The organism is Stenotrophomonas sp. YJH_SMC_123, assembly GCF_059368215.1.
Genome location: NZ_JCAFRM010000005.1, coordinates 199,822 through 219,708, shown reverse-complemented (window position 1 = coordinate 219,708; position 19,887 = coordinate 199,822). Strand labels below are relative to the sequence as shown.

Annotated in this window: 20 protein-coding genes; 3 read left to right on the top strand and 17 right to left on the bottom strand. The window is 66.6% G+C overall.

Annotated features, from left to right (window positions below; genetic code table 11):
- Positions 1 to 97: 97 nt before the first annotated feature.
- The 8 genes from mltA to glnA all read right to left on the bottom strand — a co-directional run bounded on the left by mltA (position 98) and on the right by glnA (position 8,248).
- Positions 98 to 1,264 (bottom strand): murein transglycosylase A, encoded by a 1,167-nt coding sequence (mltA, locus tag AC5P5W_RS13445; protein ID WP_032959393.1) that lies wholly within the window; start codon positions 1,262 to 1,264, stop codon positions 98 to 100.
- A 67-nt stretch (positions 1,265 to 1,331) separates the two neighbouring features.
- Positions 1,332 to 2,078 (bottom strand): N-acetylmuramoyl-L-alanine amidase, encoded by a 747-nt coding sequence (locus AC5P5W_RS13440; protein WP_032959392.1) that lies wholly within the window; start codon positions 2,076 to 2,078, stop codon positions 1,332 to 1,334.
- Positions 2,079 to 2,539: 461 nt separating this feature from the next.
- Positions 2,540 to 3,007: a hypothetical protein gene (locus AC5P5W_RS13435; RefSeq protein WP_197574854.1), complete on the bottom strand. Its 468-nt coding sequence runs from the start codon at positions 3,005 to 3,007 to the stop codon at positions 2,540 to 2,542.
- Complete coding sequence (locus AC5P5W_RS13430; protein WP_032959340.1) at positions 3,004 to 3,381, bottom strand: VENN motif pre-toxin domain-containing protein; 378 nt, start codon at positions 3,379 to 3,381, stop codon at positions 3,004 to 3,006. The genes AC5P5W_RS13435 and AC5P5W_RS13430 overlap by 4 nt, the downstream gene beginning before the upstream one ends.
- 563 nt (positions 3,382 to 3,944) lie before the next feature.
- Complete coding sequence (locus AC5P5W_RS13425) at positions 3,945 to 4,478, bottom strand: hypothetical protein (protein WP_164165909.1); 534 nt, start codon at positions 4,476 to 4,478, stop codon at positions 3,945 to 3,947.
- Positions 4,479 to 4,725: 247 nt separating this feature from the next.
- A complete protein-coding gene (gene amt, locus AC5P5W_RS13420) occupies positions 4,726 to 6,156 on the bottom strand; it encodes an ammonium transporter (protein WP_014645492.1) in 1,431 nt (476 codons plus the stop codon).
- Between the two features lie 22 nt (positions 6,157 to 6,178).
- On the bottom strand, positions 6,179 to 6,517 hold the full coding sequence (locus AC5P5W_RS13415; RefSeq protein ID WP_004134334.1) for a P-II family nitrogen regulator: 339 nt from the start codon (positions 6,515 to 6,517) through the stop codon (positions 6,179 to 6,181).
- 321 nt (positions 6,518 to 6,838) lie between these two features.
- The gene (gene glnA / locus AC5P5W_RS13410; RefSeq protein WP_014645491.1) at positions 6,839 to 8,248 is read right to left on the bottom strand and encodes a type I glutamate--ammonia ligase; all 1,410 of its coding nucleotides are present in this window, start codon (positions 8,246 to 8,248) and stop codon (positions 6,839 to 6,841) included.
- Positions 8,249 to 8,470: 222 nt separating this feature from the next.
- On the opposite strand from glnA, the gene AC5P5W_RS13405 reads away from it, so the two are divergent.
- The 3 genes from AC5P5W_RS13405 to AC5P5W_RS13395 all read left to right on the top strand — a co-directional run bounded on the left by AC5P5W_RS13405 (position 8,471) and on the right by AC5P5W_RS13395 (position 10,779).
- Complete coding sequence (locus tag AC5P5W_RS13405) at positions 8,471 to 9,265, top strand: undecaprenyl-diphosphate phosphatase (RefSeq protein ID WP_014645490.1); 795 nt, start codon at positions 8,471 to 8,473, stop codon at positions 9,263 to 9,265.
- A 73-nt stretch (positions 9,266 to 9,338) separates the two neighbouring features.
- Positions 9,339 to 10,166 (top strand): META and DUF4377 domain-containing protein, encoded by an 828-nt coding sequence (locus AC5P5W_RS13400; protein ID WP_049420290.1) that lies wholly within the window; start codon positions 9,339 to 9,341, stop codon positions 10,164 to 10,166.
- A gap of 79 nt (positions 10,167 to 10,245) precedes the next feature.
- Positions 10,246 to 10,779, top strand: a complete 534-nt coding sequence (locus tag AC5P5W_RS13395; protein ID WP_014645488.1) for an NADPH-dependent FMN reductase — start codon at positions 10,246 to 10,248, stop codon at positions 10,777 to 10,779.
- 101 nt (positions 10,780 to 10,880) lie between these two features.
- Here the strand turns inward: AC5P5W_RS13395 and AC5P5W_RS13390 are convergent, their stop codons facing one another.
- From AC5P5W_RS13390 to AC5P5W_RS13350, 9 genes are all read right to left on the bottom strand, one after another.
- Positions 10,881 to 11,492, bottom strand: a complete 612-nt coding sequence (locus AC5P5W_RS13390; RefSeq protein ID WP_032961630.1) for a YbhB/YbcL family Raf kinase inhibitor-like protein — start codon at positions 11,490 to 11,492, stop codon at positions 10,881 to 10,883.
- Positions 11,493 to 11,502: 10 nt separating this feature from the next.
- Complete coding sequence (locus AC5P5W_RS13385; protein WP_032961627.1) at positions 11,503 to 13,572, bottom strand: tetratricopeptide repeat protein; 2,070 nt, start codon at positions 13,570 to 13,572, stop codon at positions 11,503 to 11,505.
- Positions 13,573 to 13,628: 56 nt separating this feature from the next.
- Positions 13,629 to 14,618, bottom strand: a complete 990-nt coding sequence (locus AC5P5W_RS13380; RefSeq protein ID WP_046427777.1) for a YheT family hydrolase — start codon at positions 14,616 to 14,618, stop codon at positions 13,629 to 13,631.
- 52 nt (positions 14,619 to 14,670) lie between these two features.
- On the bottom strand, positions 14,671 to 15,462 hold the full coding sequence (locus tag AC5P5W_RS13375; protein ID WP_049441701.1) for a lysophospholipid acyltransferase family protein: 792 nt from the start codon (positions 15,460 to 15,462) through the stop codon (positions 14,671 to 14,673).
- A 118-nt stretch (positions 15,463 to 15,580) separates the two neighbouring features.
- A complete protein-coding gene (locus tag AC5P5W_RS13370; RefSeq protein WP_014035502.1) occupies positions 15,581 to 16,015 on the bottom strand; it encodes a hotdog fold thioesterase in 435 nt (144 codons plus the stop codon).
- Positions 16,016 to 16,025: 10 nt separating this feature from the next.
- Positions 16,026 to 18,083, bottom strand: coding sequence for a phospholipase D family protein (locus AC5P5W_RS13365; protein WP_049408351.1), 2,058 nt, complete (start codon positions 18,081 to 18,083; stop codon positions 16,026 to 16,028).
- Positions 18,080 to 18,697, bottom strand: coding sequence for a YceI family protein (locus AC5P5W_RS13360; RefSeq protein ID WP_014645483.1), 618 nt, complete (start codon positions 18,695 to 18,697; stop codon positions 18,080 to 18,082). The genes AC5P5W_RS13365 and AC5P5W_RS13360 overlap by 4 nt, the downstream gene beginning before the upstream one ends.
- A 4-nt stretch (positions 18,698 to 18,701) precedes the next feature.
- On the bottom strand, positions 18,702 to 19,178 hold the full coding sequence (locus AC5P5W_RS13355; RefSeq protein ID WP_014035499.1) for a SixA phosphatase family protein: 477 nt from the start codon (positions 19,176 to 19,178) through the stop codon (positions 18,702 to 18,704).
- Between the two features lie 49 nt (positions 19,179 to 19,227).
- A complete protein-coding gene (locus AC5P5W_RS13350; protein ID WP_005420986.1) occupies positions 19,228 to 19,857 on the bottom strand; it encodes a nucleotide-binding protein in 630 nt (209 codons plus the stop codon).
- Positions 19,858 to 19,887 lie beyond the last annotated feature (30 nt).

Genomic DNA, 19,887 nt, shown 5'->3' with positions numbered 1-19,887 from the left:
CTGGCCGCAGGCGCGGCCGGAAAGTTCGGAATGGCGCCATTATCAGGCATCCGGGGCCAGAGCCTTTCCTTTGGAAAGGGATCCGCCCCCTGCTGGTTCAGTTCGGCAGGGGCACGCCCTTCGGCCACAGCATCCAGATGTTGCCCTTCTGCTTCATGTCGCCGGCCAGCTTGCCGGCGGCATCGCCACTGCCCCAGTACAGGTCCGCGCGCACTTCGCCGGCGATGGCGCCGCCGGTGTCCTGCGCAGCCACCGGGCGTACCACGGGCGTGCCATCGGGGCGCGTGGTCGACAGCCACAGCAGGCTGCCCAGCGGCACCACGGTACGGTCTACCGCCACGCTGTAGCCCGCGGTGAGCGGCACGTTCAGTGAACCACGCGGGCCTTCCGGGCTGTCCGGATTGCGCACGAAGAACACATAGCTGGGGTTGCTGCGCAGCAGTTCCGGCACGCGCGCGGGATTGGCCCGGGCCCAGGCGCGGATCGCGTCCATGGTGACGTCTTCCTTCTTCAGCTGGCCCTGGTCCACCAGCCAACGACCGATGGCACGGTAGGGGTGGCCGTTCTGTTCCGCATAGGCCAGCCGTACCTGCTTGCCATCGGCCAGGCGCACGCGGCCGGACCCCTGGATCTGCAGCAACTGCAGGTCCATCGGATCGGTCAGCCAGGCCAGCACCGGCGCCTTGGCGCCCTTGGCCGCGATGGTGCCGGCGTCGTCATAGGGCTTGAGCACCTTGCCTTCGACGCGCCCGCGCAGGCGCTTGCCCTTCAGTTCCGGGTAGAGGCTGTCCAGCTGCACCACCACCAGATCATCCGGCGTGCCGTAGACCGGCACCGTCGCCTTGTCGGTGCGGGTCAGGCTGCCGGGGTAGATCGGCTCGTAGTAGCCGGTGATCAATCCGTCGGCCTGATGGCCACCGGCACGCAGCGCATAGGCATCGAGGTCGCGCTGCAGGAACTGGCGGATCGCGGCCGGGTTCTTGTCTGACACCGCTGCGGCGGTGGCGCAGGGCTTGGCCCAGACAGCATCGTTTTTCAGGCGGGCGCAGCTGCTGCGCCAAGCCACGAAGCCGGCCTGCAGATCGCTGTCCGAGACCGCTGGCAGGGCTTTCCAGCCGACCTTGGCGTAGGTGGCCGCCGGCGGCGAGGTCGGCGTGGGCGCTTCGGAGCCCGTGCGGGGAGCGGTGGTGGCGCAACCGGCGAGCACGGCCGCTGCCAGCAGGGTCCAGTGCTTGCGCTTGAAGAAGGTGGCGGAATCGATCATGCCGCCATGGTGGCGGGCCGGCCGCTGGGCGGCAACCCAGCGCGGGGCCAAGCGTTCATGCGCGGAGTCACGGCGTCTGCAGCAGCAGCGAGTGCAGGATGCGGGCGTCCTCGGCATCCAGCGTCTTCGGCAGGTCGTCGCGGCCACGGAAGCGGCGGTGGAACGCAGCGACGGTGGCGTCGCGGTTGTCGAGCGGATAGCCGAAGCGGGCCAGCGCATTCCACGCGTCGAATCCTTCCGGTGCCGCGCCGTCGGCCGCGCGCGGCCACACGCCGAAGCCGGCCTCGGCCAACTGCTGCCATGGGAAGAAGCGGCTCGGATCCTGCTTGCGCGTCGGCGCCAGGTCGGCATGGCCGATCACCTGGCGCGGCGGGATGTTCAGGCGCGTGGTGAGATCGCGCAGCAGCACGATCAGCGATTCGATCTGTGCCGCACTGAACGGGCTGCGGCCATCGTTGTCGAGCTCGATACCGATCGAAGCCGAATTGAGATCGGTGATGGTGCCCCAGCGCCCGGCGCCGGCGTGCCAGGCACGGCGCTCATCAGCCACCAGCTGGTAACGATGGCCATCGGCGCCGATCAGGTAGTGCGCACTGACCGGCCCACCGCTGTTGGCCGTGCGCAACGTATGCAGGCTCTGCTGCACCGATTTCTGCTCGGTGTGGTGGATGACGATGATGACCGGGGTGCGCGCGTTCTGGTTGGGTGATGGGACCCAGGTGGCGAGCGGGTTGTGCTGCACAGGCGCGGTGGCGGTGCAGGCCGAAAGGGCCAGGGCCAGCAGTGTGGAAGCCAGAAGGCGGGGGCTGATCATGGACGAATTGTAACCATGACTGCAGCCGTGGTTCTTCGCGTCGTCCGGATCGCTGGAGAACTGGGGAGCTGTCATGCAAAAAACTCAATAACGCCCCCACCTCATGCCCAAATCTCAAACTCCAATTCGAATAGCCAAACGCCCAAGTTCCTCATCACCTACCTTCAATCCTGAAACGGACCCAGCCATGCCGCCGAATCGATTCCAACACCGTGGACACGTGAACCCAGGGAACAACCCTCATAACAACTTAAACAAAACGATTCATCAACGGCCCTCAGATCCCGCCAGTGGCCGATCTGGTCAATCCCTCCGCGCCCGCATTGCGAAGAAATCTACCTTGGCGCGTCACCACTGCTTCGACCGGTGACATACAGACTGGCAACACCGTCAAGCCGAGCAACTTCATCGAGGCGGCCGTTTAACCCCAACTTCCATTGAACAAGCAACCGCCCAGAACCCTATGCCCTCACCTTCCTAACCGACTCCACCCACTCAGCCCAGACAGAGGAATCATCAAGACAACCGGAATCACCTGGAGGCGACATAAGGCGAACAACAACTTCGAACAGCGGAAGATCCTCACCAGATCGATCAAAAATCGACTCAAGGAATACCATCATTACCGAGAACGCATCCAGCAACGCCAAGTACTCGCCCGACGAATTAATTTGTGCGCTACAAAATTCAGAATTAAGAGCACTCCCCACGATGACAACCTCTGCAAATGCATCACACCAGTCATCCCACATTGCCGGATCGTTGGGCAAGCCATTCGCCCATAGAAATGACCCTCCCGAAGATAACAGATCAACAAGAGTGTCCTGCCCCTCCCCCCTCTCCATATACTTCTGAAGGAACACGCACATCAATACATATGCAGCCTGAACGGAAACTCTTCCAGCATCTTTCACATCACTAGCACTCATTTCGTGACCTTCTTTTGCTCCGACAGCCCGCCCGCCAGTGCGCCAACTGCCTGCGACAACGCCAGCACCATCTCTTTCTGCTCCGGGCTCAGCTTGGAGGGGTCTCCGCCGGTCAATGTATTAGTCAGTACCTTCGCGGCCAACTCGCCGCCGGCCGCGGACACGGCTCCGGTTCCCGCACTGCCACCATCGGCTTCCGCCAGCAGCGCACCCAACACCGCATGCGACAGCAGTTGCAGAGTCGCATTGGGGTCGCTGCCGTGGTTCGGGTCAAGCGTGCTGCCGATGAAGTGAGCGGCATAGGGCGCCAGTGCATTGGACGCGGCCTGGCCAGCGCCCTGTCCCGCCACACCGCCCACCAGCGCCGTCGTCACTGCGTTCAGTGCACGGTTGTACTCATCGATGCCCCCTACTTCCCCGCGCCGCTGTATGCCTGGCTATTTGCCGCCGCCACCTTGCTGCGCACAGGCACCCGATTCCATCGCCCTCAGTCACAAGGCCGTGTTGACCTTCATCATTCGTCCAATCCGCGGCCAGATCAACATGTAGAAGGCACCCACGGCCAACCCGATGAAAAGCATGATGCCAGCGCGCCTGGGAGCCCACCCAAACCAAAAGGAAGGACTGGTCCAGACCTTTATCCAACCGCCAGGAGAGAAGGCACCCTCGAACGCGAGCCACGCCAACAAGGCACAGATTGGTGCAGCTACAACATAACGAGCTTTGAACCGCGGAAGAAACTTGTCCACAAGCATAACCCCGGGCACACCGAAGATGAGGCCCAACACAGCGGCTATGGCGCAAACCAGCGATGTGAAAATTGCAGCCTGCGAAAAGCTGCCTATCCGAGAACTCAGCGGAATGCCTATGAATAGAGCCGCTCCAAGCACGGAGCTGGCAATCACAGACACAATCTTTGCCCCCAACTCACGCTCACTCACTGGCAGATCTCCACCATCTTTCCATCAGAGCCCCGGTAGCTCATGCATTTCTGCCTTGAGGGAAAAGTACTCCAAGGCCACCGCAACTTGCCAACTTCGCCACCAGTATCGCGCGTATTGGAACTCCACACTTGGCCCACCAATTCGAGTTGAACATTGGACGCGAACCCGTACCCCAGCCTCTGGTTGAGACTGAGAATCCACCGAATCCATCCGGAAGCACCTGTCGGATCACAAAGCCCGGATCCAATGCATGTGCTCCAGGCACCGTGATGTTGATCAGACTGCTGGTGCTCGGATCGACGATCGATGCTGGAAAGCCCCAGCTCCGGAGGCAGGCCGTAGGAGAGTCGCCACAGACCGGAGGAAAGGCAGCGATAGGTGAGCTCCACAGCGAAGCTCCAGTGTTCTCGATCTCCTGCGCCGGCCACACTACGCACCAGCGCATGCGGACTGTAGTCGTCCAGGGTCAGCAGGTAGACATACCATTCGATGTCTTCCATCACTGCTGCGGAAGTCGCCTGGATCACGCCTACTCCGTTCTGTAGTCCATCGAGGTCGTTGGAGGCGTGTACACGCCCACCTGCAGACAGCCATTGGAGCAGGAACGGTAGAGCCACGCCATGCGTGGATGGGCTACCCGCTGTGCCGACCAACGGTCGGCACCCACCAGAGCAGACCCAGACCCCGTGCCAAGCAAGCTTGGCACCTACCAGAACAAGGACAGTGGAAGTGCCGACCAACGGTCGGCACCCACCACGTCAGTGCGCCGCCACGTCAGGCCTCGTAGGCGGACTCGCCGTGCGAAGTCACATCCAGGCCGGTGCGCTCTGCTTCTTCGGTCACGCGCAGGCCGACCACGACCTTGACCACCAGCAGGATGACCGCGGTCATCACCGCCGACCACACCACGGTCAGGCCGACGCTGACCACCTGCACCCAGACCTGATGGGCGATATCCAGATCGGCCTTGGTGCCGCCCAGCGACTGCGCACTGAACACGCCGGTGAGGATCGCGCCGACGATGCCGCCGACACCATGCACACCGAACACGTCGGCGGTGTCGTCCACCTTCAGCAGGCGCTTCAGGCCGGTCACGCCCCACACGCAGACCACGCCAGCGACGAAGCCGATCACGATCGCGCCGAGCGGGCCGACGGTGCCACAGGCCGGGGTGATGCCGACCAGCCCGGCCACCGCACCCGACGCAGCGCCCAGTGCCGACGGCTTGCCCTTGCCGATCGCTTCCACCAGCGTCCAGCCAAGCACGGCGGCAGCGGTGGCCAGCACGGTGTTGAGGAAGGCAAGCGAGGCCACGGTGTCGGCCGCTGCTGCCGAGCCAGCGTTGAAGCCGAACCAGCCCACCCACAGCAGCATCGCGCCGATGTAGGTAAACGGCACATTGTGCGGCTTCAGCGCGGTCTGGCCATAGCCCAGGCGCTTGCCGACGAACCACGCGCCGACCAGGCCGGCCACGCCCGCGTTGATGTGCACCACGGTACCGCCGGCGAAGTCGATGGCACCCAGCTCACCCAGGTAGCCGCCACCCCAGACGATATGTGCCATCGGGATGTAGCTGAGGGTGAACCACAGCGCCGAGAACAGCAGCACCGCGCGGAACTTGATGCGCTCGGCGAAGGCACCGACGATCAGCGCGGTGGTGATGCCGGCAAAGGTCGACTGGAACGCGACGAACAGATAGTCCGGCAGGCCCTTGATCGGCGTGTTGCCCACCGACTCCGGGGTGAAGCCCTTGAGGAAGGCGAATTCGGTGAACGAGCCGAAGAACGGATTGCCGGCGCTGAACACCGCGCTGTAGCCATAGGCCACCCACAGCAGCAGCACCAGCGAGAACACCACCAGGATCTGGCTGAGCACCGACAGCACATTCTTCGAACGCACCAGGCCGCCGTAGAACAGGGCCAGGCCCGGTACCACCATCAACAGCACCAGCAGGGTCGAGGTGAGCATCCAGGCGACGTCGCCACGATCATAGGCGGCGGCCGCTTCGGCCACGGCCGGCGCCGCGGCGGTGGCGGCCGCATCGTGCAGCGGCTCGACCGCCACGCTTTCGCTCGGCAACGGCGATACCTGGGCCTGGGCATGGGCGCTGCCCGGCCAGGCACCGGCGGCCAGTGCGCTGAGCAGCATCAACAGGCACACCAGGTGGAACCGGGCTTGCCACCCGGTGAGAAGGCGCATCTTCATGGGGGGAATCTCCGGAAGGGGGTTACAGCGCGTCGGCACCGATTTCGCCGGTGCGGATGCGGATGACCTGTTCGACGGCGGTGACGAAAATCTTGCCGTCACCGATCTTGCCGGTGCCTGCCGACGACTGGATCGCTTCGATCACCGCGTCGGCACGCTCGTCGGTGACCACCGTTTCGATCTTGATCTTGGGCAGGAAATCGACGACGTACTCGGCGCCGCGATACAGCTCGGTGTGGCCCTTCTGGCGACCGAAACCTTTCACTTCGGTCACGGTGATGCCCGACACGCCTGCATCGGACAGGGCCTCGCGGACCTCGTCGAGCTTGAACGGTCGGATGATGGCGGAGATCAGTTTCATGCGCATGTCCCGAGGGTGGATGGGGCCAGCGCGCCAGCGCGCGTTGGCATCAGGCAACCACGGGTCATCAGGATGATGACCGTGGCTGTTGCACCGGACACGTACAGGGCCGGGACGGCCGTGCCTCTCTCCTTGCACGACCGACGCGGGAGGGAGGGCGGCCCTGGTCGCGTATCCGGTCTCTCTCTTGCCCCTGGATAGGGATCAGCGCCCATTCGTAAACGAACGGGATCCGACCCCGATCTGACCGCGGCTCCCCAGCCGCGAAAACGGAAGCGATGGCGGCGGGTGGGAGGGGGAACCCACCGCCATCGCATCCGGTCAGCTGGCGTAGTACAGCTGGTATTCCAGCGGGTGGGTGGCCGCGCGGAACTTGGTCACTTCCTGCATCTTCAGCGCGATGTAGCCGTCGATGAAGTCATCGCTCATCACGCCGCCGGCCTTCAGGAACTCGCGGTCCTTGTCCAGCGCTTCCAGCGCCTGGTCCAGCGAGGAGCAGACCTGCGGGATCAGCTTCTCTTCCTCCGGCGGCAGGTCGTACAGGTCCTTGTCGCTCGGTGCACCCGGGTCGATCTGGTTCTTGATGCCGTCCAGGCCGGCCATCATCAGTGCGGTGAAGGTCAGGTAGCCGGACTGGATCGGGTCCGGGAAGCGCATTTCGATGCGGCGCGCCTTCGGGTTGGACACCCACGGAATGCGGCACGACGCCGAACGGTTGCGGGCCGAGTAGGCCAGCATCACCGGCGCCTCGAAGCCCGGCACCAGGCGCTTGTAGCTGTTGGTGCCCGAGTTGGCGAAGGCATTGATGGCCTTGGCGTGCTTGAAGATGCCGCCGATGTACCACAGCGCCAGCTGGCTCAGGCCACCGTAGCCGTCACCGGAGAACAGGTTGGTGCCGCCCTTGGACAGCGACTGATGCACGTGCATGCCGCTGCCGTTGTCGCCCACGATCGGCTTGGGCATGAAGGTGACGGTTTTGCCGTTGCGGTGCGCGACGTTCTTGATCACGTACTTCATGCGCAGCAGTTCATCGGCCTTCTGCACCAGGGTGCTGAACTTGGTGCCGATCTCGCACTGGCCGGCGGTGGCCACTTCGTGGTGCTGCACTTCCACTTCGATGCCGACCTGTTCCAGGGTCTTGCACATCTCGGCGCGCAGGTCGTGCAGGGTGTCGGTCGGCGGCACGGGGAAGTAGCCGCCCTTCACGCCCGGACGGTAGCCGCTGTTGGCGCCGTCGTACTTGGCGCCGCTGTTCCAGGCGGCTTCTTCGGAATCGACCTTGAAGAAGGTGTTGCCCATTTCATTGGCGAAACGGACCGAGTCGAAGATGAAGAACTCCGGCTCCGGGCCGAAGAACGCGGTTTCGGCGATGCCGGAGGACTTCAGGTAGGCCTCGGCGCGCTTGGCGATGCCGCGCGGGCAGCGGCCGTACGGCTGCATGGTGGCCGGATCGAGGATGTCGCAGCTGATCACGATGGTCGGATCTGCGTAGAACGGGTCGACGTAGGCGCTGGTGGTGTCGGGCAGCAGGACCATGTCCGATTCGTTGATGCCCTTCCAGCCGGCGATCGAGCTGCCGTCGAACATCTTGCCTTCTTCGAACAGCGACGGTTCGACAATGCTGACCGGGAAGGTGACGTGCTGCTCGACGCCACGCATATCCACGAAACGCAGATCGACGAACTCGATCTGGTTGTCCTTGATCAGCTTCTCAACGTTTTCCACGGACATCGGTACGACCTCGGATGGGGATGAATGCCTGCTGAGGTACAGCAACGACCGTGCCAACTTTTCGCTGGCCGCAAGTCATTGATTTCAAAAAGGGCGCTCCGTGGCGGTGCAGAACGGTGCGCACCAAACGGGTGCACCCGCCACCAGACGCACCCGTTTGGTGCGGCAGGGATCGTCTATCCTCTCGACCTTCTTCCTTCCGCCGCGCGTCACGCACCGTCCATGTCCGACCTGCTCTCCGCCCTGCTGCTGGGCATCCTCGAAGGCTTGACCGAATTCCTGCCGATCTCCAGCACCGGCCACCTGCTCATCGCCCAGCACTGGCTGGGTGCCCGCTCGGACTTCTTCAACATCGTCATCCAGGCCGGCGCGATCGTGGCCGTGGTGCTGGTGTTCCGCCAGCGCCTGCTGCAGCTGGCCACCGGCTTCAACCAGCGCGAGAACCGTGAGTACGTGTTCAAGCTGGGCGCCGCCTTCCTGGTCACCGCCGTGGTCGGCCTGGTGGTGCGCAAGGCCGGCTGGTCGCTGCCGGAGACGGTCAGCCCGGTGGCCTGGGCATTGATCATCGGTGGTGTCTGGATGCTGCTGGTGGAGGCCTACACCGCGCGCCTGCCCGACCGCGACCAGGTGACCTGGACGGTGGCGATCGGCGTGGGCCTGGCACAGGTCGTGGCCGGCGTGTTCCCCGGCACCTCGCGCTCGGCCTCGGCGATCTTCCTGGCCATGCTGCTGGGCCTGAGCCGCCGCGCCGCCGCCGCCGAGTTCGTGTTCCTGGTCGGCATTCCCACCATGTTCGCCGCCAGCGCCTACACCTTCCTGGAAATGGCCAAGGCCGGGCAGCTGGGCAGCGAGGACTGGGCCGACGTGGGCGTGGCCTTCCTTGCCGCGGCCATCACCGGCTTCGTCGTAGTGAAGTGGCTGATGGGCTACATCAAGTCGCACAGGTTCACCGCCTTCGCGATCTACCGCATCGCACTGGGCGCGGCGCTGCTGCTGTGGTTGCCCTCCGGCAGCTGAACAGCGCCGGGGTACGGTAACCCCGTTGCCGGCCCCACCCCGTTTCCCCCACGGTTCCCCAAGGAGAATCACCATGAACCGCAAGCTCACCCTGCTCCTCCCGCTGGCCCTGATGGCCGCCTGCAGCCAGACCCCGGCCCCGGCCGGCACCGGCGGCGACGACGTGGCCCCGGCCGCGGCCAAGGCAGCAGACCAGCAGACGCTGGCGCACCTGGATGCGCAGCGCCTGCAGAGCCAGCACTGGCTGCTGCAGCAGGCCACCGGCGCCGACGGCAAGCGCATCGACGCGCTGTTCGCCCGCGAAGACAAGCCGGTCACCCTGGACTTCGCAGATGGCCGCCTGTCGGTCAGCAACACCTGCAACCGCATGGGCGGCGGCTACACCCTGGCCGACGGCAAGCTGACGGTCAGCGCGATGGCCTCGACCATGATGGCCTGCACCGACAAGGCGCTGATGGCGCTGGACGAAGCCGTGTCGAGCCGCCTGCAGGGCGAGCTGAAGGCCGAGCAGGATGCCGATGGCAAGCTGACGCTGACCAACGCCAAGGGCGACGTGCTGGTGTTCAACCCGGAGCCGACCGCTGAAACCCGCTACGGCGGCGCCGGCGAAACCGTGTTCCTGGAAGTGGCCGCCAAGACGCAGAAGTGCTCGCACCCGCTGATCCCGGACTACCAGTGCCTGCAGGTGCGCGAAGTGAAGTTCGACGACAAGGGCCTGAAGCAGGGTGAGCCGGGCAAGTTCGAGAACTTCTACGGCACCATCGAGGGCTACACCCACGAAGACGGCGTGCGCAACGTGGTGCGCGTGAAGCGCTACGAAGTGAAGAACCCGCCGGCCGATGCGCCGTCGCAGGCGTACGTGCTGGACATGGTGGTCGAGTCGGCCATCGAGAAGAAGTAAATAAACAGAAGGGCGGCCACGAGGTCGCCCTTCTACGTTCTGTAGCGTCGACGCAGCCCCACGTGCCAGCCTTGCCACGATGAAGATTCTCGCCATATCCGGCAGCGCGCGCCGGCAGTCGACCAACACCGCTCTGCTGGTGGCCCTGAAAGCCATCGCGCCGCCCGGCATGGAGATCGAGGTCTACGCCGGGGTCGGCGAACTTCCGGTGTTCTCCCCCGATCTGGAAGGCACCGATGAACCCTGCAGCGTGACGCGCTTCAAGGCGGCCATCGCCCGCAGCGACGGTGTGCTGGTGTGCAGCCCTGAATACGTGCGTGGCATTCCCGGCGGATTGAAGAATGCGATCGACTGGCTCGTATCCGGCGACCAGATCGTCGGTCGGCCCATTGCGTTAGTGCATGCGTCCCATCGTGGCGAGGACATGCTGCAGGCACTTCGCGCGGTGCTGTCCACGGTCAGTGCCGCGTTCAGTACAACGCTGTTCCTGCGTGTACCGGTGCTGGGCCTGGAACCGGAGGAGATCTTCGAGGTGCTTCAGTCGGAAGTGCATCGCGCCGAAGCGGATGCGTTCCTGGCAGGGTTTGCTGTTTACTGCAGGTCCATTGCGTAGCAGAAGCAGCCGAGCATGGGCTCGGCTCTACAAGGCAAAGTCGAGCATGGCTCGACTCTGCAGAAAGCAAAGCCGGGCATGCCCCGGCCCTACAAGGGCTCTCAGCCCAGCGCCGGGTTCAACGTGTAGGTGCCGTGCAGTGCCGCTTCGGCGAGCACGTGGCCGTGCATGGCGCGGTAGGCGTCGGCGGCGGTGAAGCGTGCCGGCAGCTGCAGCGATGCCACGTCCAGCGCGAACACGCGGAAGAAGTAGTGGTGCAGGCGTTCGTCGTTGAACGGCGGGTACGGGCCGTCATAGCCCAGGTAGTCACCGGCCATGTCCGGATTGCCTGCGAACCAGCCGGTGAAGTCGTTCAGGCCCTGGCGGCTGCCGGCCGGGCCGGCCGGTTTGGACTTGCCCTTCACCACGAAGCCGTCGCTGCAGCTGCCTGCGGCGATCTCGCGCACCGAGGCCGGAATGTCGGCCATTACCCAATGCACGAAATCACAGCGCGGCTGGTCGCGCGGCACGCTCATGTCGGTGCGGCCGACCGTCTCCGGCACGGTCGGCACGTCCGGATCGACACACACCAGCAGGAACGAACGGGTGCCCTCCGGCACATCGCTCCAGGCCAGGTGCGGATTGCGGTCCGGTGCGAAGCCCGCGGCATCGCCGGCGGCGAATTCGCGGTCGATCGGTGCACCGTTGGTCAGGCTGTGGCTGCTCAGTTGCATCGGCGTGTCCTCACTCTTCCGGGTAACCCAGGCGCACCGCGATCGGGGTGAGCTTGGCGAAGGCGGCGCTCATCACGTCGCGGTAGTTGCGCCAGTGGCCCGGCGGGAAGCGCGGCGCACCCAGTTGCGCGGCTGGCGGCATCGGCCGCTCGAACAGGCGGCCCAGCAGTTCGGCCATCGCCTGCGGATCGTTGCCGATCTGGTCGATGCGCAGCAGCACCTGCGGGTACAGATCGTCCTCGTGCAGGGCGGCGACCTGGGCCAGCGCGCGCGCCAGCCATTCGCTGGCTTCGGCCAGCGAGGTCATTGCCAGCGGTGCGGCGGCACCGTAGGCCACCCAGTCCAGCAGCATGTCGCGCGGATCGCGCAGCACCACCAGCAGGCGGCCCTGCGGCAGCTGCGGGCGCAGCGCCCACAGCAGCGCGTTGTCCCACCACAGCAGCCAGTCGATGATCGCGTCGTCCTGCACGCCGCGCGACGGCAGCTGTTCGCGCCAGCGCTGCACCAGCCGCTCCGGGGTCAGCACGCCGGAGGCGAGGTCCTGCAGCGTGTGGTAGTTCTGGAACGCGTCGTCGGGTGCGTTGGAGGTATAGCGGTCGCTGCGCAGCACCGGGCTGGCGGCGGCCAGGCCGGTCGCCACGCGCTCCACGCCCGAACCCGGCGCGCCCCACAGGAAGATCGGCGCGGAAGTGGCATCACCGTCGATCTCGCCCTTGTCCGGCCAGCTCGGCGGCGCCTTGGCCTGCGGCGGCAGCGGCAGGCGCTGCGGTGCCTGGTCGGCCTGCAGTGCCAGCCAGGTCTGCAGCGCGTCTTCGTGCTGCCCGGCGCGATCCTGGATCTCACCCAGCCAGGTGCGCAGGTCGGCGCGGTGGCCTTCCGGTGCCATGTCGATCAGCGCCTGCACGCGGGCGACCGCGGCGGCCGGATCGCGCTGCAGCAGGCCTTCGACCAGGCGGGTTTCGCCGCTGACGCGGCCCGGTTCGAGGTTGACGATGCGCTCGGCGATCGCTTCGGCCTGGGCGTGTTCGCCCACCATGTCGTGCAGGCGCAGGCGCGCTTCCAGCGCCGGCAGGTGGCCCGGCATCGCGTCCATCCAGCGCTCGACCGTGGCGGCGGCGGTGGCACTGCCGACCTCTTCCACCGCCAGGCGTGCCAGCCACAGGTCGTGCAGCTGCGGGTGCTGCTCCAGGGCGGCATCCAGGCGTGCGCGGGCCTCGTCTTCGCGGCCCAGGCGCTGCCAGGACATCAGCAGCAACTGCAGTACGTCGCGGTCGTCAGGCAGCGATTCCAGCAACGGCAGCAGGTGCTCCAGCGCCTGCAGCGGCTGGCCGCTGCGCAGTGCCAGTTCGCCGGCCAGGCGGCGCATCGATGGCGTATCCAGGCCCTGCTGCTGCAGCGCAATCTGCATCGCTTCGGCGGCAGCGTCCAGGTTGCCCTGGCGCATGGCCAGCTGCACCACCAGGCCATGCAGCGAGGCGATGGTCGGGTTCAGTTCCAGCACGCGGCGGAACGCCTGCTCGGCGAAGGCCAGCATGTTCTTGCCCAGGTAGGCGAAGCCCAGTGCGTAGAGCACGCGAATGTCGTTGGGCTGGGCCTGGTTGGCGGCCGACAGCAGCGTCAGCGCGCGATCGGCATCATCGCGGCGCAGCGCGATCATGCCGTCGATGGTCAGCAGTTCCGGGTGGTCCGGTTCGACACGCGAGGCCAGGGTGGACAGGCGCTGCGCTTCATCGAAATCGTTGCGGCCGATCGCCAGGTGGGCCTGCATCAGGTAGGCAGCGAAGGCGTTCGGGTCCAGCCCGGTGGTGCGCGTCAGTGCTTCGCCAGCGCCGTCGAACTGGCGCAGGGCCAGCAGCAGGCCGGCGTGCTGCAGGTGCAGCTGGGCATTGTCCGGGGCCAGCTGCAGCGCCTGCTGCAGGGCCTCCATCGCGTCCTCGGCCTTGCCCTGCTGCTGCAGCGCAAGCGCCAGCCAGCGGTGGGCCTCGGCCTGGCCGGGTTCATCACGGGTCCACGCCTGGGCCAGCTGCACGGCCTGGTCGGCCTCGTTCTGGCGCAACGCTTGGATGATCTGGTCTTGCATGGCGGTCCGGTTCAAGGGCAAACCCGCATTGTAGCGGCCTGCGCGCCCGTGCCGGTTCAGCCTTGCAGCACGCGCTGCAGGCGCTGCGCCACCCAGCGCTCGGAGAAGCCGTCACCGCGCCAGTTTTCCAGGAAGCCACAGTGGCCGCCCCAGCAGGCGGTTTCCAGGTGCGCGTTGCGCGGCAGCTGCCAGTCGCTGAAGGTCGCGTACGGGATCACCGGGTCGTCCTGTGCCATCAGGATGTCGGCCGGCACCTGCAGCGAGGACAGGCGATCGCCGGCAATCGAGTAGCCGTCGAAATAGGCCTGCAACGAGCCGAAACTGGTGTGGCGCTCGACCAGCCAGGCGGTCAACGCGCGGATGTCCAGCTTCAGCACGCGGTCGTCGCAGTCGCTCAGTTCGGGGAACAGGTCGCGCTTGCGCCGCAACGAACCGGCCCACTTGCGCCGGAAGTACCAGTCGTACATTGCCGGGCCGTTCTCGATGCTCTCCATGGTCAGCGCCGGGTCCAGCACCGGGCATACCGAGGCGACGCGCAGCAGCGGCACGCCGGCCGCCGGCGCACGCAGGGCCAGGCGCAGCACGAAGTTGCCGCCCAGCGAGTAGCCGGCGGCCACCAGCGGCAGCTGCGGCCAGCGCTGGGCGATATCGCCTGCGGCATGCACCACTTCGTCGATCAGGTTGGAGTGGAAGATGCCGGGGTTGAGGTGATGGGTATTGCCGTGGTCGCGGAAATTCAGCCGCACCACGTCGAAGCCCTGTTCGAGCATGCGCGCGGCCGCCATGCGCATGTAGCTGGATTCGGCACTGCCTTCCCAGCCATGCAGCAGCAGGGCCATGCCCTTGGGTTCGCGGCCTTCGACATGGCTGTGCCAGCCCTGCAGGCGCACGCCGTCGCCGCCGTCGAGGATCAGTTCTTCGCTGATCGCGCCGGTCGCGGCCAGCAGCAGCAGGCCGCGCTGCAGGCGCATGCGGCTGGAGCTGAGCATCGACTGCAGGTGCGGATTGCGCAGCCAGCGCGGTGGCTGGTAGTCAGCCGCGTGCAGCGTCGGCGTGCCGGCGTCCAGGACGGGTGGCGGGATCAGGGCCACCGCACCCTCACTGCGTGCTCATGGCCGCCACGATGCGCGCGCGCGACGTCTCCGCGATGCGCCGACGGCCTTCCAGGTCCTGCGCACCGATCGGTGCCAGGAAATGCACTTCCGCACGCCGCGCCGGCTCACCGAGCAGGCGCAGGAAATTGGCGAAGAAACTCTCGCCGGGGCCGAACGCGACAATGGTCTGCGCGTCGCCCTTGAGCCCATACACCAGAGCCACCGGCTGCACCGGCACGCCGGTCTCAACCGCCGCCTGGAAGATGCGGGCATGGAACGGGCCCACTTCGTGGCCACCGCGGGTACGCCCTTCCGGGAACACGCCCACTGCCTTGCCTTCGCGCAGGCGATCGGCCATCACCTGCATCACGCCACCGAGCGATTCGGTGTTGCCGCGCTGGTGGAAGATGGTCTGCCCGCGCGCGGCCAGCCACCCGACCAGCGGCCAGCTGGCGATCTCGCGCTTGGCGACGAAGCCCATCATGCGCTGGCTGTGCAGGATGCAGATGTCGACCCAGCTGACGTGGTTGGCGACGAACAGCACGGCGCCGGGCAGCGGCCTGCCGATCTGCACCAGGCGGAAGCCGAAGATCCACATCAGCCCGCCCTGCCACCAGTTGACCACTTTGGCCCCCAGGGTCGCCTCGCCCACGCGCAGTTCGCCCCACGGCCGAAGCATGCCGATCAGGATGAGCGGCAGGAACACGACGATGTGGACCAACAGCAGCGGTACGCGGTACAGGTAACGGCACACACGCGCCACGCCGCCGCGGGGGGCCGGAGTGGGGGAAGTCATCCGCGCACGATACCGGAGGGCCGTCATCGCTGCCAGCCGATTTAGGCCATAACACCCATCGACCGGGGCAATCGGCAGGGAACGCTGGGTTCCGCTGCCGTCACCGCCCGTCCGGGGCTCAGCCGTGGCCGGCCGCCACCACCGCCAGGGTCAGCCGCGAGATGCACACCAGCCGGCCCTGCTCGTCCTCGATGCGGATCTCCCACAGCTGGGTGCTGCGGCCCACGTGCAGCGCGCGGGCGGTGCCGGTGACCGTGCCCGAACGCACCGCACGCACGTGGTTGGCGTTGATTTCCAGCCCCACGCAGATCTGCTTGGCCGTATCCACGCACAGGTTGCCCGCGCTGCTGCCCAGAGTCTCGGCCAGCACCACCGACGCGCCGCCATGCAGGATGCCGTAGGGCTGGCGGGTGCGCTCGTCCACCGGCATGGTGGCCTGCAGCCAGTCGTCACCGGCCGCGCTGAAGACGATGCCCAGCGACGCGATCGCGGTGTTGCGGCTGAGCGTGTTGAGCTGCTCGAGGGAAACGGCTTCGCGGAACACCTGGGTCATGCGGGCACCTTCAGAGGATGGGAACGAGGCCGGCGCCGAATGCGGTCAGCATGCGTACCAGCAGCCACTTCGGACCGACATTGACCTCGGGGAAATCACCCACGGCGACATAGCAGCGGTGGAAGCCCGGGTCCTGCCGGGGCAACGGCTGCGGGCAGTCCGGGCCGGGCTTGAACTCGTAGTCGGTGGCATAGCGCCACGGCCAGAAGTCGAGGATCGGCAGTGCTTCGGAGGCCTTGCCGACGCTGTAGTTGAGCCCGGACAGCACCGGCGGCTTGGCCCGCGGCGCCACCGTCCACGAGTTCTGCGGGTGGGTGTCGCGCAGGATGCTCTCGGCCAGCTGCTCGGCGAAGGCCGGGTCATCGATGATCACCGCGCCTTCGGTGTTGTAGTTCTCGCTGCGCGGGTCGAAGTTGTGGGTACCGACCACGCCGATGCGGCGATCGACCACCAGCGACTTGGCATGCAGGCCCATGCGCGCGCCCTTGCGGGTGACCGGCAACGGCTTGTTGACCGCCTTGCTGCCCAGGAACGAGGGCCGGGTCTCGGTGCGCAGCAGGCGGGTCTCGACCTCGCTGCCGGCCGCACGGCGGCGCTCGCGCGCGTTCTGGTAGGCACTGCCGGTGCGCGGATGGTTCACCGGCCCCTGCTTGCCGGTGGGTGCCGGGTGCTCATCGCGATCGCGACGGTCGCCGGCATTGCTGCCGGCAGCACTGCCGCCGATCAGCGGGTTGCGCCCGCCGTCGTCGTCGCCTTCCGGCGCGGCGATCGGGTCGGGCAGCAGGTTGCGGTAATCGACCGGTGCATCCAGCGGGAACGGCTTGTATTCGAAGATGTTGAAGCCCAGTTCGCGCATGTTGCGCCGCTTGTACTTGTACGACAGCGCATAGACGATCGGGTTGTCGGTCGCCGCCAGGCTGTTGCTGGACACCACCACGCGCGGCGGCTGCGGTCGCTTGCGCAGCTCGCGGAACAGCTTCTGCGCCGGTTTGGACAGCACCAGGTACGGCGTCTGCAGGATCACTTCCTTCTGCGCGCCGGCGATCAGCGCATCCAGCTGCGGCTCGGTCACGTGCTGTCCGGCCAGCGGCGCATCAGCCTTCTCGCGCCGGTGCTTGCGCGGCAGGTCGGCGACATAGCGCACCGAGGCCACCGGCAACGCGGTATCGACGAAGGAACGGCTGACGAAGTCCATGTCATTGGCTTCGGCACTGACCCGCTCCACCCGCTCGGGGCGGCGGAAGCTGGCCGGCGGCAGGGTCGGCACGCCCTCGCGCAGCAGGGTGCGGCCGACATCGTTCAGGCGCTCGGCCGGCACGCTGCGCCTGGCGCGCCAGAAGGCATCGAAGTTGGCCGCCATCGCCCGCGCCTCCGGGCCGGCGATCAGCACGTCGCGGTCGCGGAAGTTGTACTCGCGGTCCCAGTCGTAATAGTCGTCCTGGTAGTTGCGGCCGCCGACCACGCCGATCGCATCGTCGATCACCAGCAGCTTGTTGTGCATGCGCTGGTTGAAGCGGCGGAAGCAGCACAGCACGCTGCCGGCATAGTCGAAGTAGTTCAGCCGGGCCTTGCCGAAGGTCGGGTTGTAGACCCGCAGCTGGAAGTTCTGGTGCGCGCCGGACAGGGCGCCGAGGATCTGCAGGTCGGAGATCGCCGAGAGCTGGTCGATCAGCACCCGCACCTTCACCCCGCGCCGCGACGCGGCCAGCAGCTCGTCGATGACCAGCCGGGCACTGTCGTCCTTGTCGAAGATGTAGGTCTGCAGGTCGATGCTGCGGGTGGCGCTGCGCAGCAGGTTCAGGCGCGCGACCAGGGCGCCCTCGCCCTCGTCGAGCAGGGTGGCGTAGTGGCGTGGCTGTTCCGGGGTGGATTCGGTGAACGCCCGGCCCGCCAGCGCACGCAACGGCGAGTCCTGCGCGCAGCGGTCGGCGCGCTGGCAGTCGACGTCGGTCGAGCGCGCCTGCACGGCAATCGCTTCGGCACGGTCACGCTCGGCATGCGAGAGCGATGCACAGCCGCTGCCCAGCAACACGGTTGCCAGCGCCAGTACGCGCAGCAGGAGGTTCACGGTTTCGGCGCCTCGCTCAGGCGCGCACGCAATACGAAGGTCACTCGGTCACTCAAGGCTAGCTGCCAGCTGTCCATTCCGTACCGGCCTCGCTGCACGGTACCGCGGCTGACGACGTCGCAATCATAGCCGGGTCGGGCGCACTCCGCCTTCTCGACCTGCAATGACTCGGGGTGGCTGATGCCGCGCAGGGTCAGCCGGCCGTTGATGGCGCCGCCCTGCTCCACGGTCTCCGGCCAGTAGGGCAGCGAGTCGAACTCGACCACCGGATGGCGCCCGGCATCGAAGAACTCCTCGCCGCGCATCCAGCCGGTATAGCGCGCCTTGCCGGGGATCTCCACCGAGCGGGTGAACATCTTCAGGTGCACCTGGTGACGGCCGTCGGACAGGATCTCGATACGCCCCTCGAAGTGCGGGAACACGCCTTCGATGCGCTGGCCGAAGCGGGTGCGCACCTCGAAGCCGATCCGCGAGCGCTGGGTATCCAGGCGCAATACCCGTGGCGCCTCGGCGGACACGGGCGGCAACGGGGTCGGTGGGGGCGCCGCGGCCCAGGCCGGGCCGAGCGCCAGCAACGCGGGCAGCAGGAAGCGGCTGCGCCGCGCCAGGCTCATCGGATCACGGCCACCAGAACGCGTTCAGGCTGGCCACGCCGGGTTCGATCGAGGCCTCGCGCGGGAAGCCAAGCACGGCCACGCCGCCCGGCGGCATGCCGCGATAGTCACTGCTGGTGCCGTCGGTCATCAGGGCCACCAGCTGCTCCAGGCCCGGGTTGTGGCCGACGATCAGCACCCGGTCCAGGTCACGACGCTCGTCCACCAGCGCCGCCAGGGTGCCCGGGGTGGCTTCGTAGATCCGGTCTTCCAGGCGCTTTTCGACATAGCCGATGGCCGTCATCACCGCTTCCAGGGTCTCGCGGGTACGTCGCGACGGCGAGCACAGCACGCAGTCGGGCAGCAGGTTGTTTTCCTTCAACCACTTGCCGGCGGCTTCGGCCTCGGCGAGCCCCACCGGCGACAGCGGCCGGTCGAGGTCGGCCTGGCCGGAAACGGCGGGTTCGGCATGGGCATGGCGCAGCAGGATCAGTTCACGCATCGCGGGTTTCCATGGAGAAGAGGATGCAGCAGGAGAAGTGAGGCAGGCATCAAAGCTTGAGCCAGGACAGCAGCGGCTCCCAGTCGGCCTGGTGTTCGCGCACCTGGGCGGAGCGATAGTCGAACAGGCTGCGGCCCAGGCCGGTCATGACCACGTAGCTCTGGCTGTCACGCAGCTGCGCGACCACCGGGTATGGCCATTCGGCCAGCATCTGCAGCGCCTGCTGCGAAGTCTGGGTCCAGGGTTTGGTGCGGTTGAGGACCAGCCCCACCGGCAGCTTGCGGCTGTGCACGCGCGGGTTCTGGGCCAAGCTGTTGAGGAAGCCAACGATGGCTTCGATATCCAGCGCCGAGGGCAGCACCGGCACCACCACGGCGTCGGCCGCGTCCAGGAAATGGGGGATATCGTCGGCCAGCGCACCGGCCGGTGCATCGATGATGACGGTATCGGTACCGTCGGGCAGCTTCTGCGCCCACTGCTTCTTCCGATACACATCGATGGGGAGCACCGCGCTTTCCAGCCCTGCACGCCGTTGTGCCCAACGGGTGCTGGAGCCCTGCGGGTCGGCATCGGCGATCACCGTGGCCTTGCCCTGCAATGCCGCGTACGCGGCCAGGTGGGTGGCGACGGTGGTCTTGCCCACCCCGCCCTTGGAACCGGCCACCAGGATCGTCTTCATGCCAGCCTCGCTTCCGGGTACGTGCCCCGA